We start from the raw sequence: 15,125 nt of genomic DNA on the forward strand, positions 1-15,125 counted from the left end.
CGGACCCGCCCCACGGGGCTCACGGGACGAGGACGACCTTGCCGATCGTGCCGCGGGTCTCGATCGCCCGGTGCGCGGCAGCCGCGTCCGCCAGCGGGAACGGGTGCACCGGCGGGACCACCGTGCCGGAGGCGGCCAGCGCCATCGCGTCCTCCTCCAGCTTCCGCATCCCCGCCGGGCCGCCGATCCGGTCCATCAGCGGCTTGCCGATGACCTGCTGCGAGGTGATGCCGCGGCGCTCCAGTTCGGCGTCGGTGAACTGGAGCGGGCCGCCGATCCAGCCGTACACCAGGTGCCGGCCGCCGGGGCCGAGCAGATCGACGGCGGCCAGCCCCTGCGCGCCGGCCACCGCGTCGAAGACGACGGTGGCCCGCCGGTCGCCGACGGCCTGCCCGACCTGCTCGACCCAGCCCGCGGACTCGTAGTCGACGGCCACGTCGGCGCCGAGTTCGGCGACCCGGGCGACCTTGGTCGGGCCGCCGGCCAGGCCCACCACGGTGGCGCCGACCGAGCGCGCGTACTGCACGAGCAGCGAACCGATGCCGCCGGCGGCCCCGGTGACGATCACCAGGTCATCGGCGGTGAGGTCGGCGAAGAGCAGGATGCCCACGGTGGTGCGGCCGGTGCCGATCATGGCCACGGCCTGCGCGGCGGTCAGCCCGTCCGGGAGTACGTGCACCTTCTCGACGGCCACCACGGCGAGTTCGGCGTACCCGCCGGGCGCCATCCCCAGGTGCGCCACCACCCGGCGCCCCAGCCACTCGTCGCCCACGCCTTCGCCCAGCTCGTCGATGGTGCCGGCGACCTCGCGCCCGGGGACGGTGGGCAGTTCGGGCAGTGCGTAGGGGAGTTCGTCGGAGCCGGCCCTGAAGTAGGTGTCGATGACGTGCACCCCGGCAGCCGCCACCTTGATCCGCACCTCGCCGGGTCCGGGCCGCGGGTCCACGGTCTGCTCGTACGTGAGGTTCTCGGCCGGTCCGAAGGCGTGCAGACGAATGGCGTGCATGGCGATCTCCGTCGGTGTCGATGCGGGTGGTGCTGGTGCTGGTGATGCCGGTGGTGCTGCGCGGCCCTGCGGGGCCGCGTCCTGCGATGAGCGTCCAACTTCAACCATTGTTGAAGTCAAGGGGCGTGGGAGATCGGGAGTGCCGGGGGCGGGTGGCCGTGGCCGGCCGCGACGCGGCCCGGTCCCGGCAGTGCGCCGCTGACCTGGGGGCTCGCCGGCGTTCAGGGGCATTGTCAGACCCATGGTTCACGATGGGGACGGTCGGGACCCCGTGGGTGGGGCCAGCGGGCGGGGCCGGTGGGCGTGTGCGGTGTGGGGCGGCGCGGCGTGACCGCGCGATCGATGCGGGTGACGGCAGGGAAACGGAGGCGGTCCGGGTGGCGGAGCGGGTGCAGCGGCGAACCGGTGGCGGCGCGGGCGGGTCGGACCGTGCTGGTGCGGGACGCGGAGGGAGCACGGGGAGTGCGGGGAGCGCCGGACGGGGCGGGGCGCGTGGTGGGGTGCGTCCGCCGCGGCGGCCGGCGCTGTCGCTGCCGCCCCTGGTGCCGCACGGGGCGGGCGGCCTTGAGGTCGAAGGGGACTACGACGGGGTGGAGTTCGCCGATCTCGACCTGCGGGACCAGGACGGGGCCGGCGCCCGGTTCCTGGACTGCGCGCTGCGCCGCTGCGCGCTGGACGAGACGGTGCTCGGCAACGCCCGGTTCATCGACAGCGTCCTGGACGGGGTGCACGGCGTGGGGACGGACCTGGCGGGCGCCGGGCTGCGGGACGTGGAGCTGACGGACGCCCGGCTCGGCGGGGCGCAGGCGCACGGCGGGGCGTGGGAGCGGGTGGTGGTGCGCGGCGGCAAGATCGACTACCTGAATCTGCGCCGGGCCACGCTCAAGGACGTCACCTTCGAGGACTGCGTGCTGGTCGAGGCGGACTTCGGGGGCGCCGAGCTGGAGCGGGTCTCCTTCGCCGGCTGCACCGTGCGCCGGGTGGACTTCACCGCGGCCCGGCTGGCCGACGTCGACCTGCGGAACGTGGCCGAACTCGACGTCGCCCGCGGCCTCGACGCGCTCTCCGGAGCGACCATCAGTCCGTCCCAACTCCTGGACCTGGCCCCGGCGTTCGCCGCCCAACTGGGCATCCGCGTCGAGCAGAGCGAGACGGAGGGGGAGAGTGCGGGCGGGGGGTGAGCCCAGGTGGAGGGGAGTGGGGGCGGGGGAGGGGCGAGAGGCGGCGGTGGTCGTGAGGGCGGGCCTCCCGCCGGGGCGGGAGCAGGTAGGAGGGGAGGGCGCGGGGGAGAGGAGCCGGCGGGGCGCGGGCGTGGTGTCAGACGCGCGGGAAGCGGGCCTGGAGGTCCCAGACCGCGGGGTTGTCGGCCAGGCCCTCGTGCAGGTCGGCGAGGTCGGCGACCAGGTCGTGCAGGAAGTCGCGGGCCTCCCGGCGCAGGGCCCGGTGGTTGAACGTCAGCGGCGGCTCTTCGAGCGGCACCCAGTCGGCGGTGACGTCCACCCAGCCGAAGCGGCGCTCGAAGAGCATGCAGTCGCTGGACTCGGTGAAGTCGAGTTCGGCGTGGATCGGGGTGGCCGACCGGTTGCCGCGCGGATCGGTGTCGAGCTGCTCCACGATGTCGCACAGCGCCCAGGCGAAGTCCAGGACGGGCACCCACCCCCAGGCCGTGGACACCTCCCGGTCGGCCTTGGTGTCGGCCAGGTAGACGTCGCCGCAGAACAGGTCGTGCCGCAGTGCGTGCACGTCAGCGGTCCGGTAGTCCGTCTGCGGCGGGTCCGGGAAGCGGTGGGAGAGGGAGTAGCCGAGGTCGATCACACGGCCGATGGTGTCACGGCCGGGGCTGCGATCACGGCCCGCCACCGTCCGTACGGGGCTGCGCGGGGGCGGGCCAGGGGCGGCCCCCGGGGCCCCGGGGGGCGGGCCCCGAGGCGGCGTCGTCCGTCCCGCCGGCGGGACGGGTGGTCCGGCGGGGCGGGCGGTCCTCTGGTTGCGCGGGTCAGGCTGGCTGGCCGGCACGGGGTGCGTACGCGGCCGAACCCGCGCCGGCCCCGTACTCACCCGCTGACGACCTCGTACGCCACACCCGCACCGCCAGCGGCCCGCGTCCGCGCTCGCCTCAGTGCTCCGTGATCTCGCCGCCCCGCCGGCGTCCCGTAACCCCGCCCGCGCTCCGGGCCGCGCGGTGCCGACGCCGTCGCGATGCCGCCGCGCCCGCGGCCGTGCCGCCCACCGGCCCCACCACCCCGCCGCCCCCGCGGCACCGCTCACGCGAGTTCCATGGCGCTCCGGTCGCTGGTGAGGACGATCGTGGCGGCGGCCACGGCGCACGCGGCGAGGGCGGTGGCGAAGAGGGTGACCGCGGTGGTGAGGCCGAAGCCGTCGCCGAGGAAGCCGACGGAGACCGCGAGCAGGCCGGCCGGGGCGTACCCGCCGACGTTCAGGGCGGCGTTGGCCTCGGCCAGTCGCTCCGGCGGCACGCTCGCGTTGAGCAGCGAGAGGCCGCCGAGCTGCCCCATCCCCTGGCCGGCTCCGGCCAGCAGCGCGGCGGCGACCAGGACCGGTACGGCCGAGGTGTGCACCGCGGCGACCAGTGAGCCCATGCCGAGCAGGGTGCCGGCCGCCCCGGCGGCCAGGATCGTACGGCGGGACAGCCGCTGCACGCCGAACTGCACGGCGGTCGAGGCGAGGAACATCACGAAGGCCATCGCGCCGGCGAGCACCCGACTGTCGGAGTCGAGCAGGTCGGCCAGGAGCGAGGGGCCGAGCGACAGCACGAAGGAGGTGGCGGTGAGACCGGGTGCGAACACCGCTATGCCGAGGCCCAGTTGGCGCCCCCGACCGCGCGGTACGCGCGGCACCCGCACCCACGAGCCCGCTCGCGCGCTCGCCGCGGCACCTTTCGCTGCGCCTTGCGCGGCGCCGACCGCGGTGCCTGCCGCGGCGTTCGTCGCCGGGCTTGCCGGGCTTGCCGGGCTTGCCGCTGTGCCCGTCGTCGCGCTTGCCGTCGTGCCCGTCGCCGCGCCGGGCGGTACGGCCCCCGCGGACGGGTGGTGCAGCGGCATGCGCCAGACCGTGCCGGCGGCCGAGGCCAGCAGGACCATTTCCAGCAGGAAGACGGTGACCGTCGGTCCGGGCAGGGTCTCGGACACGATGCCGGCCAGGAGGGGGCCGAGGCCGGCGCCGAAGACCATGGCGCAGGAGGCCAGCAGGGCGCCGAGCCGTTTGCGGCCCGGGCCGGCCACGTCGGTGACGGCGGCCATGCCCGCGGAGACCGCGGCGCCGACCGCGATGCCGGTCAGCAGTCGGCCGGCGACCAGCGCGGCCACGCTGCCCGCGGTCGCGAAGAGCACGCAGCCGACGAACGCCAGCCCCAGCGCCGGCAGCAGGACGGGCTTGCGGCCCCACCGGTCGGACGCGACGCCGCACACCAGCAGCGAACTCAGTAGCCCGACGATGTAGCAGGCGAACACCACGGTGAGCGTCCCCCGGGAAAAGCCCAGGTCACGCTGCCAGAGCAGGTAGAGCGGGGTGGCCGCGTTGGAAAGGACGAACACGGCGACGACGGGCCACGTGGCCAACCACACCCACCACAGCGGCGCCTCCCCGCGCAGCGGGGCGCCACCCGGCCCGTGGCCCGGCCCCGGGCCCGATCCGGGCCCCGCGCCGGCCTCCGATCCGGGCCCGGCGCCGGGCGCCGACCCGCGCCCCGGGGCGGGCGCCGACCCGCGCCGCCGTCCTGAACCCGGCCCGCGGTCCGTCAGCAACGCCTCCGAACCCCTTTCGGGCATGACTGATTTGGGCACGACCGATCCCTCCACCGCTGCCAGTACGAGTTTTTTCGAACCTAACATGCAGTACGATTCAACTCGTACTGAAGGTTCGTGTGCTGAGTCGTGCCGCGTCTGCCGCGCCATGCGGTGCCGGGGGCGAGAGGGGAGTGGGGCCCGTGTCGTCGCGAACGCCGAAGGCGTCAGGACCGTCCACCACGCCAGGACCATCCGAAACACCAGAAACGTCAGAAACGTCAGAAACGCCGGGGGAGCACCGGGCGTCGGAGGTGTCGGAGCCGGCGGCCGGGGCCGTGCGGCCGGTCTTCAGGCGGCTGCCGGAGCCGGTTGACCTCCCGCCGAGGCTGCCCGAACCGGACGTCGCCGACCTGCGCCTCGAAGTGGTGCTCGGGGCGCTGAGCGACCCGCTGCGGCTGACGATCGTGCGCAAGTTGCTGTTGGAGTCGGAGCAGTTCGACCACCCGTGTAGCTGGCTCGGCCTCGACCGCCCGAAGTCCACCCTCACCCACCACTTCAAGGCGCTGCGCGAGGCGGGCGTCACGCGCCAGCGCCAGTACGGCCTGGAGCGGCGCAGCCAGGTCCGGATCGACGACCTCAACGCCCGCTTCCCCGGCCTGCTCGACCTCGTCGCCGCCTGGCACCCCGACCGGCCCTGACCCGGCCCGCGGCGGACCGACCCGCAGAAGCCTGGCCCCGACCCGCGGCCCGCCGCGCACCCGGGCCGCCGGGTACCCGCCCCGGGTCATAATCCGGTGGTGTCTGGTACGGGTGCAGGTACGGGGACGAACACGGGAACGGGAGCGGGTACGGCCTCGGCCGCGGGGGTGACGGCGCGGGCGCGGGTCCGCGTGCGGCGGGTGCTCGGGGTGCGCAACGGCTGGCCCCGGCGCCTCATCGACCTGGCGTTGCCGCTGCTTCTCGGTTGCTTCTTGGCCACCTTGATGGCGGCGAGCTTCGACGGCGCGTGGCCGCTGGCGCCGCTGTGGCTGCTCGCCGGCTTTGCGCAGGGCGGGGCGCTGTGGTGGCGGCGCTCGCGCCCGGTGCAGGTGATGGTGGTGGCGCTGGCCGGCGGCGTGGTGGTGCACCTGGTCGCGCCGGAAGGGGTCTTCCCGTACGCGGGGTTGGTCGCCGTCGGTTCGCTGGCCGCCGCCCGGCCGCCGCTGATCTCGCTGTGCGGGCTCGCGGGCCTGCTCGGCGTCACCGCGCTCAACTTCCGTACCGGGCCCAGCGCCGACGCCCAGTTCGCCATGGCCGTCGCCGTCGTGCCGTGGGCGCTCGGCGAGGCGGTACGGCACCGCAGGACGGCCATCGCGGAGGCCACCCGGCGCGCCATCGGCGAGGAACAGGCCCGTATCGCGCGGGAGTTGCACGACGTGATCGCGCACAGCGTGTCGGTCATCGTCGTCCAGGCGGCGGCGGCCGACGACGTCTTCGACGACCGGCCCGACCAGGCGCGCGCGGCCTTGCAGTCGATCGAGTCCGCGGGCCGGATCGCCCTCGGCGAACTGCGCCGGCTGCTGGCCGCCGTCCGCCCGGGCGAGACCGAGGAGCCCCGCCGCCCGCAGCCCGGCCTCGACCGGCTGGCTGAACTCGCCGAGCCGCTACGCGCCGCCGGCCTGCGCGTGACCCTGCGCCGCGAGGACGCCGCGGGGGACGCGGGTGTGGCGGGTGGTGCGGCTGCCGCTCCGGGGGCGCCGGGCCGGGGCCGGCCGCTGCCCGCCGGCGTGGAACTGTCCGCGTACCGGATCGTGCAGGAGGCGCTGACCAACACGTTGCGCCACTCCGGCGCGAGCGAGGTGGTGGTGACCGTGCGGATCACCGCCGGCACGCTGGAGTTGGAGGTACGCGACGACGGCCGCACCACACAACCCGCCCACCTCACGGCTCCCACCGGCACCCCAACCACCGACGCCCCGCCCGCCGACGCCTCGCCCACGCGCCCCCGGCCAGGCGCGCCGAGCCCCGGTGCACCGGGCCCCGCCGAAACCGCAGCCACCGGTAGCAAAAGTGCCCCCGCCCCTCAGCCCCAGCCCCAGTCCCAACCTCGGCCCCGCACCTCGCCCGGCGGCGGCTTCGGGCTGGTCGGCATGCGCGAGCGGGCCACGATGCTCGGCGGCACCCTGGAGGCGGGGCCGCTCCCGGAAGGCGGCTTCCGCGTCTGGGCGCGGCTGCCGTTGGACACGGGGCGCTGACACGGGCCCACCCGCCGGAACGGGACCGAAGCCACCCCGCGCCACCGAGCCGAAGCCGGCCCAGGCCACCGAGCCCCGCCCCGCGCCGCCGAGCCGAAGCCACCCCGCACCCGCGAACCCGGCCCGCCCCGCGCCACCAGGCCGAAGCCAGCCCTCCGCGCCGCCCGGACGCGGTCGGTCCGCCGTCCGCCGCCTACCCTGATGCCCATGACCGCGCCCCCGCCCGACGGCTCCGAACCTGGGCCCATCAAGGTCCTCCTCGCCGACGACCAGGCCCTGGTCAGGAGCGGGTTCCGCATGATCATCGACGGGAAGCCGGACCTGGAGGTGGTGGGCGAGGCCGCCGACGGGGAAGAGGCCGCGGTGCTGGCCGCCGGGCTGCGCCCCGACGTGATCCTGATGGACGTACGGATGCCGCACGTCGACGGCATCGCGGCCATCGAGCGGATCGTGGCGTCCGGCAATCCGGCCCGGATCATCGTGCTCACCACGTACGACGTGGACGACGCGGTGTTCGCCGCGCTGCGCGCCGGAGCCTGCGCGTTCATGCTCAAGGACGTGCGGCCGGCCGAACTGGTGGAGGGCATCCGGGTGGTCGCCGGCGGGGACGCACTCCTCGCGCCGACCGTGACGCGCCGGCTGCTCGACCGCTTCGTCCAGGTGCTGCCCGCGCCGTCGGAGGCCACACCGGACGAGGTCGCGGCGCTCACCCAGCGCGAGTACGAGGTGCTGCGGCTGATCGCGCTCGCCCTCAACAACGCCGAGATCGCCGACCGACTGGGGCTCACCGAGGCCACCGTCAAGGCCCATGTCTCCGCTGTCCTGCGGAAGTTGAAGCTGCGCGACCGGGTCCAGGCGGTCGTCCTCGCGTACGACCTCGGGCTGGTCAGACCGCGCCAGAACTGACCCAGGACCGGGCCCGTACGGCAGGACGCCCCGCCCCCCCCGGGCCCGTACCGCAGACGCCTCGTCGCTCCCTCAGCCGCCCCCTCTCCCCCCGCCCCGCCGGGGCGTTCGGCGTCGGTTCGCCTCATCCGTGAGGAGGAGGTTGCGGAGGGCGATCTTCGACTCGGGTCGTAGGGCGGTGGGCCGGGCTTGACCGTCGGTCGAAGGGGGCTCCCCGCCCTGCGCCCGACGCCCGGCCCACCGCACCTTGCGTAGCGTCGTCATCGACCGCCGAACCCGCCCCGGAACCCCGGCCCCCACGCCCCGCTCCCACCCCCACGACAAGGCCGTGACGTGCCGAAACGCCATGGCGAAGCGCCGCGCCGCAGCGCCGAAGTGACGTAGCGGCACACAGGAAATGCGCGCCGAAGAACACGCGGCCCGTACGAGTACGACGCCAGGGCGGGGCCGGGCACGTACGGCGTACGGGCGCCCGGCGGTCAGCCAGACGTTCCCCAGGAGGACATGAGCATGTCGCAGAACCCCCCGCCCGCCCCGGGCGCCGGCTCGGCCACGAGCCCTGGCCCGGGCCCGTACTCGCGCCACACCAGTACGGCCGACGCGGCCGAGGGCCCGGGCGGCCGACGGGCCCGCACCGGCCGGGCCGGTCGATGGGTCGGGGCGCTGGCCCTGGCCGTGCCGCTGGCCATCGCCCCGGCCGCCGCAACCCAGGCCGCCCCCACGAACCCCACACCCACACCCACCACCCCAACCGCGACCACACCCACCACCCCAACGACAGCCACCACACCCACCCCCCGCGACGCCACCCAGCTCTACGTCGCGCCCTGGGGCGACGACTCCTGGCCCGGCAGCCTCGCCAAGCCGTTCGCCACCCCGGCGCGGGCACAGCAGGCGGTGCGGGCCCTGACCGGGCGGATGACCTCGGACGTCGTGGTGAACCTGCGGGCCGGGACGTACCGGCTCGACCGGCCGCTGGCCCTCTCCGGCGCGGCGGGCGACGGGGGCCGGGACGGGCACCGGGTGGTCTACCAGGCGTACGGCTACGGCGGCGCCGACCGCGAGCAGGTCACGCTCAGCGGCGGCCGGTCGGTCACCGGCTGGCGGCCGGCGGCCGGCGGGGTGTGGCGGGCGGACGTGGGGGACCTGGAGACGCGGCAGTTGTTCGTGGGCGGCAAGCGCGCCGCGCGGGCCGCGCTCGGCGCCGGGCTGCCCGGCAAGGTGACCCGGACCGCGACCGGTTACGTCACCGACAGCACGGCCCCGCAGTCCTGGCAGCGCCCGCAGGACGTGGAGTTCGTGTACACCTTCGACACCGCGTACTCCGAGGGCCGGTGCGGCGTCGCCGGCATCGCGGGCGACGCCCGGCGGACCACCATCACCATGGACCAGCCGTGCTTCCGGCGGGCGAACGAGCTCTACGACTCGATCGCCGAGGAAGGCCCCGGGATGATCGATCCCACCGGCGTGGAGAACAGCGCCAGCTTCCTGCGGAAGCCCGGCAGTTGGTACCTGGACCGGTCGAACCCCGGCCACCACGTGCTCTCCTACCTGCCGCGCGCCGGCGAGCGCGGGGCGCCGAGCGACGTCGTCGCACCGGTCCTTGAGCAACTGATCGACGGCACGGGCACGGCCCAACAGCCGCTGCGCGACGTGTCGTTGCGCGGGCTGACCTTCAGCCACACCACCTGGCTCGGCCCGGACCGGCCCGAGGGCTTCCCGCACATCATCGGCGACTGGTACTACGTGGGCGACGACCCCGTAGAGCAGGAGGCGCGGGCCGTTCCGGGCGGCGTCACCTTCCGCGGCGCGGCCGGCGTCACCGTCGAGGGCAGCCGGTTCACCCGCCTCGGCACGCAGGCGCTGGCGCTGACGGAGGGCACGTACGACAGCACCGTACGCGGCAACGTGATCGACGACGTGTCGGCCGGCGGCATCCACATCGAGCCGGGCGGCGAGGAGCCGGCGGACGCGCGCGGCAGCCGGGTGGAGAACAACTGGGTGCATCACGTGGGCGTGGACTACCGGGGCTCCTGGGGCATCCTGCTCGACCAGCCGAAGGGCGCCTTGATCGCGCACAACCAGGTCAACGACGTTCCGTACTCCGGGATCGTGTTCCTGAACGCGGGCGGCGACGCCACCACCGCACGCCGCACCCAGGTGCTCGACAACCGCGTCTTCCGCACCAACACCGCGCTCATCGACGGCGGCGGGATCTACTCCAACGGCCCGCAGGGCCCCTCGTTCGCGGACGGCGCGCGGGTGGCGGGGAACGTGGTGCACGGGGTGACCAACCCGGCCGCCGGCCAGCCCGAGTACCCGCCGTACGCGATCTACACCGACGACGGCGGCGACCACATCACCGTCACCCGCAACGTCGTCTACCAGAACCAGCGCTCGCTGGGCGGCGTGGCGCCCCGCCGGGTGCGCTTCACCGGCAACTTCTGGGACGACACCCAGGTCGTGTGGTGGGGCGAGGCCAAGGAGGTGGAGATCTCCGGCAACACCAAGCTGTCGGCGACCGACCCGGAGCGCTCCTGCCGGGCGAACACGACCTGTGCGGCGATCGAGGCCGGCGCCGGTCTGACGGCCGAGTGGAGGTCGCTGCTGACGACCCGCTGAGCGGGGGCCAACCGCTGAGCGATCGAGGCGGGGGCGCTGCCGAACAGGGTCCGCTGACGCGCGGTCGCTCGACGACCCGCGGCGGACCGTCGCCCACGGCCGAGGGCGGGGGGCCCGGCCGCGGGCAGCCGAACGCCCCGTCGGACGCTGGAACTTCCGCGTCCGGCGGGGCGTTCGGCCGGCTCACCGGCGCCCGCGGGCGACCGGTTCGCTGACCCGCGCGCGTGCCGGGGCCGCTGGCCCGCGCCGGGTGCCCTATCGGGCCCGGGGTGGGTTAGCCCACTCCGTTGGTGGCGGCGACGCGGTGGTCGCTCGGGTAGAACTCGTTGCAGTACTTGACCGTGCCGGTGGGCTTGGCCCACTTGCCGCTGACCCACTGCTCCTTTCCGCGGAGCTTGTACCAGACGGTCTCGCCGGCGATGTTCTGCGCCCGCACCTTACAGTCCACGCCCCGCTGGTCCCCGTTGTGCAGGGAGCCCCGGATCGTGGAGTCGGTGCTCGGGTAGTGGCGGATGAAGAGCTCTGCGCTACTGCCCGTATTGACCGTGACGTACGGCTTGGCCGGGGCCGCGGCCCGGGCGGTGTCGGCCGCCTGGGCGGAGGCCGTGCCCAGGCCGAGCGCGGCACCACCCGCGGCTACGCCGAGGGCCAGGGCCACGGCGGTTGCGCGAGCGCGGCGCGTCGTTGCTGCCATGTCACTCATCTCCTTGCGTCGTCGCCCCCGGTCTGCGCCGGGAGCGAGAGTCGGGACTACATAAGCGAGGACGCGGCACTCCGGGCGAAGGGTTCGGCTATGTCCTGATTTTTTCTAATTTTTCTCCACGGGATCGAGTGCGATCGAGAACGACAGGCGCGCGGGCCGGCCCCGGGAAACCCTCGGGCGCCGGCCCGCGACGGTACGCAGCGCCCGATGCGCAGCGCGCAACGCCTCAGTGCCCGCGGGCGATCCACTCCGCCAGGTGCGGCGCCTCGGCGCCGATCGTGGTGGTGGCGCCGTGCCCGGTGCGCACCACCGTCTCCGGCGGCAGCGTCAGCAGCCGGTCCCGGATCGAGTCGATGATCGTCGGGAACGAGGAGTACGACCGGCCGGTGGCGCCAGGACCGCCCTGGAACAGGGTGTCGCCCGAGAACAGCGTCCCCACCCCGGACACCCCGCCTTCGCCCGGTGCCCCGGCGGTCAGCGTCGGCGCGTACAGGCAGACCGCGCCCGGCGAGTGGCCCGGCGTGTGCAGCACGCGCAGGTCGGTGCCGGCGACCGTGAGCACGTCGCCGTCGGCGAGCTGCCCGTCCGGGGCCCGGTCCGGGTGCCGCATCCGCCACAGCGCCTCGTCGTCCCGGTGCAGCAGGATCGGCGCGCCCGTCGCGTCGGCGACCTCGGGGGCCGCGTCGATGTGGTCGTCGTGGCCGTGCGTGCACAGGATGCCGAGCAGCCGCCGGTCGCCGACCGCGGCCAGGATCGACGCCGCGTCGTGCGCGGCGTCGATGACGTACGCCTCGTGGTCGTCGCCGACCAGCCAGACGTTGTTGTCCACCTCCCACACGCCGCCGTCCAGCGAGAACGTGCCCGAGGTGACGAGGTGGTCCAGGCGCGCGCCGTTGCTCACAGCTCCACCACCGAACGCAGCACGTCGCCGCGGTGCATCTTGGCGAACGCCTCCTCGATGTCGTCCAGCGCGATCGTCTCGCTGACGAACGCGTCCAGGTCGAGCCGGCCCTGCAAGTACAGGTCGATCAGCATCGGGAAGTCGCGGGACGGCAGGCAGTCGCCGTACCAGGACGACTTCAGCGCGCCGCCGCGGCCGAACACGTCCAGCAGCGGCAGCTCCAGCTTCATCTCCGGCGTCGGCACGCCCACCAGGACGACGGTGCCGGCCAGGTCGCGGGCGTAGAACGCCTGCTGGTACGTCTCGGGGCGGCCGACCGCCTCGATGACGACGTCGGCGCCGTTGCCGCCGGTCAGTTCGCGCACCGCCTCGACCACGTCGGCGGTGCGGCCGTTGACGGTGTGCGTGGCGCCCAGGCCGCGCGCCTGGGTCAGCTTCCGGTCGTCCAGGTCCACCGCGATGATCTTGCTGGCGCCGGCCAACTGGGCGCCGGCGACCGCCGCGATGCCCACGCCGCCGCAGCCGATGACGGCGACCGAGTCGCCGCGGCCCACGTTGCCGGTGTTCAGGGCGGCGCCGAGGCCCGCCATCACGCCGCAGCCGAGCAGCCCGGCGGCGGCCGGCGAGGCCGCCGGGTCCACCTTGGTGCACTGGCCGGCGGCGACCAGCGTCTTCTCGGCGAACGCCCCGATGCCGAGCGCCGGCGTCAGCTCCGTACCGGCCGCCGGGCCCTCGGCGATGGTCATCTTCTGGGTCGCGTTGTGGGTGGCGAAGCAGTACCACGGGCGGCCCCGCTGGCACGCCCGACACTGACCGCACACCGCACGCCAGTTGAGGATCACGAAGTCGCCCGGCGCCACCTCGCTCACCCCGGCGCCCACCGACTCCACGACGCCCGCCGCCTCGTGCCCGAGCAGGAACGGGAAGTCGTCGTTGATGCCGCCCTCGCGGTAGTGCAGGTCGGTGTGGCACACGCCGCACGCCTGGACCCGTACGACCGCCTCGCCAGGGCCCGGGTCGGGCACCACGATGGTCTCCACCCGAACCGGCTGGCCCTTGCCCGGGGCCACCACGCCCCGCACCTGCTGTGCCATGCGCGCTACCTTCCTCTCCGTTTCGCGCCCCGCGGATCCACCCCCGCGCACCGCGCGGCCTCCACTCTCCTGTGCCACGCCGCCACCGTCCAACCGGCGCGGCGCGCCCCCGGCTCCGACCGGATCATCGCAGGTGGGGGCCGGGGTGCGGGACGAGGATGGGGAGTGGGGGCGGGCGCGGCGATGGAGTGGGGGAGCGGCGAGGCGCGAGTGGCGGAGGGGGGACGGCGGGAACGGGCGGGCGCGGCGGCGGTACGGGGCGGGGCAGTGCGCCGGTTCGGCGCGCCAGGGTCAGTGCGCCGACGTGTCGTCCTCGTCGTCGACGGGGTGCTCCTTGGCGTCCGCGGTCAGCCGTTCGCCGCGACAGGCGGCGATCCGCAACGCCCGGTCGGAGCACTGCACGAGTTCACTGAGGGCGCCGCGGAGTTGGTCGGCGGACGGCGTGCCGCGCAGCGTCGCCCTGGCGTGCTCGGTGACCGACGCCACGTGGTCGAGCGCCCCGTCCTCCATGCTCTGCATCAGGTGCGAGAGCGGGCTGTCCAGATCGTCACTGGCCACGTAGCACGAGTCGCCGTGCGGGCCTACGTACCGCTTCGGGTGCTGCCACGCGGTGTACCGCAACAGGGCCGCCACGCCCTGATTCCACTCGCGTTCCTGGCTCACCTGCCGTGTTCCCTTCTCGGGTGGGGACGTCCGCGCACCTCAGGGCACCGGCCCAGGCTCAGGTCAGCGCGGTGACTATGAGCGCCGCCACTCTTGCACTGGGTGGCGCCCGCCACCAGGGGGCCCGACGTCGTCCGTGTGCCCGCTTCGGCCCGACCGGGGCCGAACGCCACCGGTGGGAGCGGTTGCACGACCGCGCACCGGACCGCCCCCGCCCCGGCCACGGCACGGGGGAACGGGCGTCGGGGGCGTACGGGGGGCGTACGGCGAGGCACGCGGGTCGAACGGGCGAGCCCGCGGGCCCGGGGCGGTACGAGAGCGGGCGGGGCGGGGCGAATGCGGGACGGGTGGGGCGCGGGTGGGTGCGCCGGGGCGGCGCGGGGCCGGGTGTGGGGACGGGCGCGGACGTCGGGGAGGGTGCGCGGGCCAGTGGGGTGCGGGTGGGCGCGGGGACGCGGTTGGGCGCGCGACTGCGCGGGGTGCGGGTGGCGTGGGCGAGGGGGCGCCGAGGGGGCGGGGCCGACGGCCCGCCGGGCCCGCCCCCGGCCGCTACTTGCCGAGCCGCTCGGCCGTGGCGGCGCGGCGGGCCAGCACCTCGTCCCTGCTGCGCGCCATCTCGCGCAGTGCGGTCTTCCGGTCCCGCTGGCCGAGCCGATCCAGGTAGAGCCGGCCGTGCAGGTGGTCGGTCTCGTGCTGGAGGCAGCGGGCGAAGTAGCCGCGGCCCTCGATGACCAGCGGCCGGCCGTCCTGGTCCAGGCCCCGCACGGTGGCCAGGTCCAGCCGCGGCACCATCCGGTACGGGCCCGGCACCGAGAGGCAGCCCTCGGACTCCTCCACCAGCCGCCGGTCAGCGGCCGGCACCTCGTCCAGGACCGGGTTGGCGATGTGCCCGACGTGCCGTACGCCCCAGTCGTCCGTGATGTCCCAAATGAACAACTGGAGGTCCACGCCCACCTGGTTGGCCGCGAGCCCGGCGCCCCTGGCCACCGCGTTGGTGGCGAACATGTCGTCCACCAGCGCGGCGAGCTCCGGCGTGCCGAACTCCGTCACCTCCCGGCACCGCCGGTGCAGTACGGGCTCGCCGACCTCGGTGATCCGCCGCGCGGTGCCCCGTGTCACCTCGGGCGGCAGCGACGGGAAGGACGCCACGGGCTCGCCCTGTACCCGTACCCGACGGTCCTGCGCCGCGTCACCGAACTCCCCTGCCATGCGCCGTTCCCACCCTTCCGGTTCCCCCGCCCACCCGGACG

The 15,125-nt window shown here is 75.1% G+C and carries 13 protein-coding genes; 5 read left to right on the plus strand and 8 right to left on the minus strand.

The window, feature by feature from the left end; translation table 11 throughout:
* Nucleotides 1-19: 19 nt before the first annotated feature.
* Nucleotides 20-1,006 (minus strand): zinc-binding dehydrogenase, encoded by a 987-nt coding sequence (locus tag ACMA1D_RS21050; protein ID WP_414725560.1) that lies wholly within the window; start codon nt 1,004-1,006, stop codon nt 20-22.
* Between the two features lie 500 nt (nt 1,007-1,506).
* Between ACMA1D_RS21050 and ACMA1D_RS21055 the strand changes: the two genes are divergently transcribed.
* Nucleotides 1,507-2,187 (plus strand): pentapeptide repeat-containing protein, encoded by a 681-nt coding sequence (locus ACMA1D_RS21055; protein WP_414725561.1) that lies wholly within the window; start codon nt 1,507-1,509, stop codon nt 2,185-2,187.
* A gap of 136 nt (nt 2,188-2,323) precedes the next feature.
* Here ACMA1D_RS21055 and ACMA1D_RS21060 read toward each other — a convergent pair whose 3' ends face one another.
* The gene (locus tag ACMA1D_RS21060) at nt 2,324-2,821 is read right to left on the minus strand and encodes a hypothetical protein (RefSeq protein ID WP_414725562.1); all 498 of its coding nucleotides are present in this window, start codon (nt 2,819-2,821) and stop codon (nt 2,324-2,326) included.
* 449 nt (nt 2,822-3,270) lie between these two features.
* Entirely contained in the window at nt 3,271-4,617 is a 1,347-nt protein-coding gene (locus tag ACMA1D_RS21065) for an MFS transporter (protein ID WP_414725619.1), read from the minus strand.
* A 446-nt stretch (nt 4,618-5,063) separates the two neighbouring features.
* On the opposite strand from ACMA1D_RS21065, the gene ACMA1D_RS21070 reads away from it, so the two are divergent.
* From ACMA1D_RS21070 to ACMA1D_RS21085, 4 genes are all read left to right on the plus strand, one after another.
* Complete coding sequence (locus tag ACMA1D_RS21070; RefSeq protein WP_414725563.1) at nt 5,064-5,450, plus strand: ArsR/SmtB family transcription factor; 387 nt, start codon at nt 5,064-5,066, stop codon at nt 5,448-5,450.
* 99 nt (nt 5,451-5,549) lie between these two features.
* A complete protein-coding gene (locus ACMA1D_RS21075) occupies nt 5,550-6,986 on the plus strand; it encodes a sensor histidine kinase (protein ID WP_414725564.1) in 1,437 nt (478 codons plus the stop codon).
* Nucleotides 6,987-7,193: 207 nt separating this feature from the next.
* Entirely contained in the window at nt 7,194-7,892 is a 699-nt protein-coding gene (locus ACMA1D_RS21080) for a response regulator (protein ID WP_414725565.1), read from the plus strand.
* A gap of 510 nt (nt 7,893-8,402) precedes the next feature.
* Nucleotides 8,403-10,514, plus strand: a complete 2,112-nt coding sequence (locus ACMA1D_RS21085) for a right-handed parallel beta-helix repeat-containing protein (protein ID WP_414725566.1) — start codon at nt 8,403-8,405, stop codon at nt 10,512-10,514.
* A gap of 274 nt (nt 10,515-10,788) precedes the next feature.
* On the opposite strand, the gene ACMA1D_RS21090 is transcribed toward ACMA1D_RS21085, so the two are convergent.
* The 5 genes from ACMA1D_RS21090 to def all read right to left on the minus strand — a co-directional run bounded on the left by ACMA1D_RS21090 (nt 10,789) and on the right by def (nt 15,084).
* Nucleotides 10,789-11,208, minus strand: a complete 420-nt coding sequence (locus tag ACMA1D_RS21090; protein WP_414725567.1) for a hypothetical protein — start codon at nt 11,206-11,208, stop codon at nt 10,789-10,791.
* A gap of 235 nt (nt 11,209-11,443) precedes the next feature.
* On the minus strand, nt 11,444-12,118 hold the full coding sequence (locus ACMA1D_RS21095; protein WP_414725568.1) for an MBL fold metallo-hydrolase: 675 nt from the start codon (nt 12,116-12,118) through the stop codon (nt 11,444-11,446).
* Complete coding sequence (locus ACMA1D_RS21100) at nt 12,115-13,212, minus strand: S-(hydroxymethyl)mycothiol dehydrogenase (protein ID WP_414725569.1); 1,098 nt, start codon at nt 13,210-13,212, stop codon at nt 12,115-12,117. The genes ACMA1D_RS21095 and ACMA1D_RS21100 overlap by 4 nt, the downstream gene beginning before the upstream one ends.
* A 291-nt stretch (nt 13,213-13,503) precedes the next feature.
* The gene (locus tag ACMA1D_RS21105) at nt 13,504-13,875 is read right to left on the minus strand and encodes a hypothetical protein (RefSeq protein WP_414725570.1); all 372 of its coding nucleotides are present in this window, start codon (nt 13,873-13,875) and stop codon (nt 13,504-13,506) included.
* A gap of 549 nt (nt 13,876-14,424) precedes the next feature.
* The gene (def, locus tag ACMA1D_RS21110) at nt 14,425-15,084 is read right to left on the minus strand and encodes a peptide deformylase (protein ID WP_414725571.1); all 660 of its coding nucleotides are present in this window, start codon (nt 15,082-15,084) and stop codon (nt 14,425-14,427) included.
* Nucleotides 15,085-15,125 lie beyond the last annotated feature (41 nt).

The organism is Streptomyces sp. 796.1 (genome assembly GCF_047525675.1).
Taxonomy (GTDB): domain Bacteria; phylum Actinomycetota; class Actinomycetes; order Streptomycetales; family Streptomycetaceae; genus Streptomyces.

Excerpts from the sequence above, each read along its gene's own strand:
- ACMA1D_RS21050 (WP_414725560.1), bottom strand. The coding sequence starts at position 1,006 with ATGCACGCCATTCGTCTGCACGCCTTCGGACCGGCCGAGAACCTCACG.
- ACMA1D_RS21080 (WP_414725565.1), top strand. The coding sequence starts at position 7,194 with ATGACCGCGCCCCCGCCCGACGGCTCCGAACCTGGGCCCATCAAGGTC.
- ACMA1D_RS21100 (WP_414725569.1), bottom strand. The coding sequence starts at position 13,212 with ATGGCACAGCAGGTGCGGGGCGTGGTGGCCCCGGGCAAGGGCCAGCCG.
- def (WP_414725571.1), bottom strand. The coding sequence starts at position 15,084 with ATGGCAGGGGAGTTCGGTGACGCGGCGCAGGACCGTCGGGTACGGGTA.
- ACMA1D_RS21090 (WP_414725567.1), bottom strand. The coding sequence starts at position 11,208 with ATGGCAGCAACGACGCGCCGCGCTCGCGCAACCGCCGTGGCCCTGGCC.
- ACMA1D_RS21085 (WP_414725566.1), top strand. The coding sequence starts at position 8,403 with ATGTCGCAGAACCCCCCGCCCGCCCCGGGCGCCGGCTCGGCCACGAGC.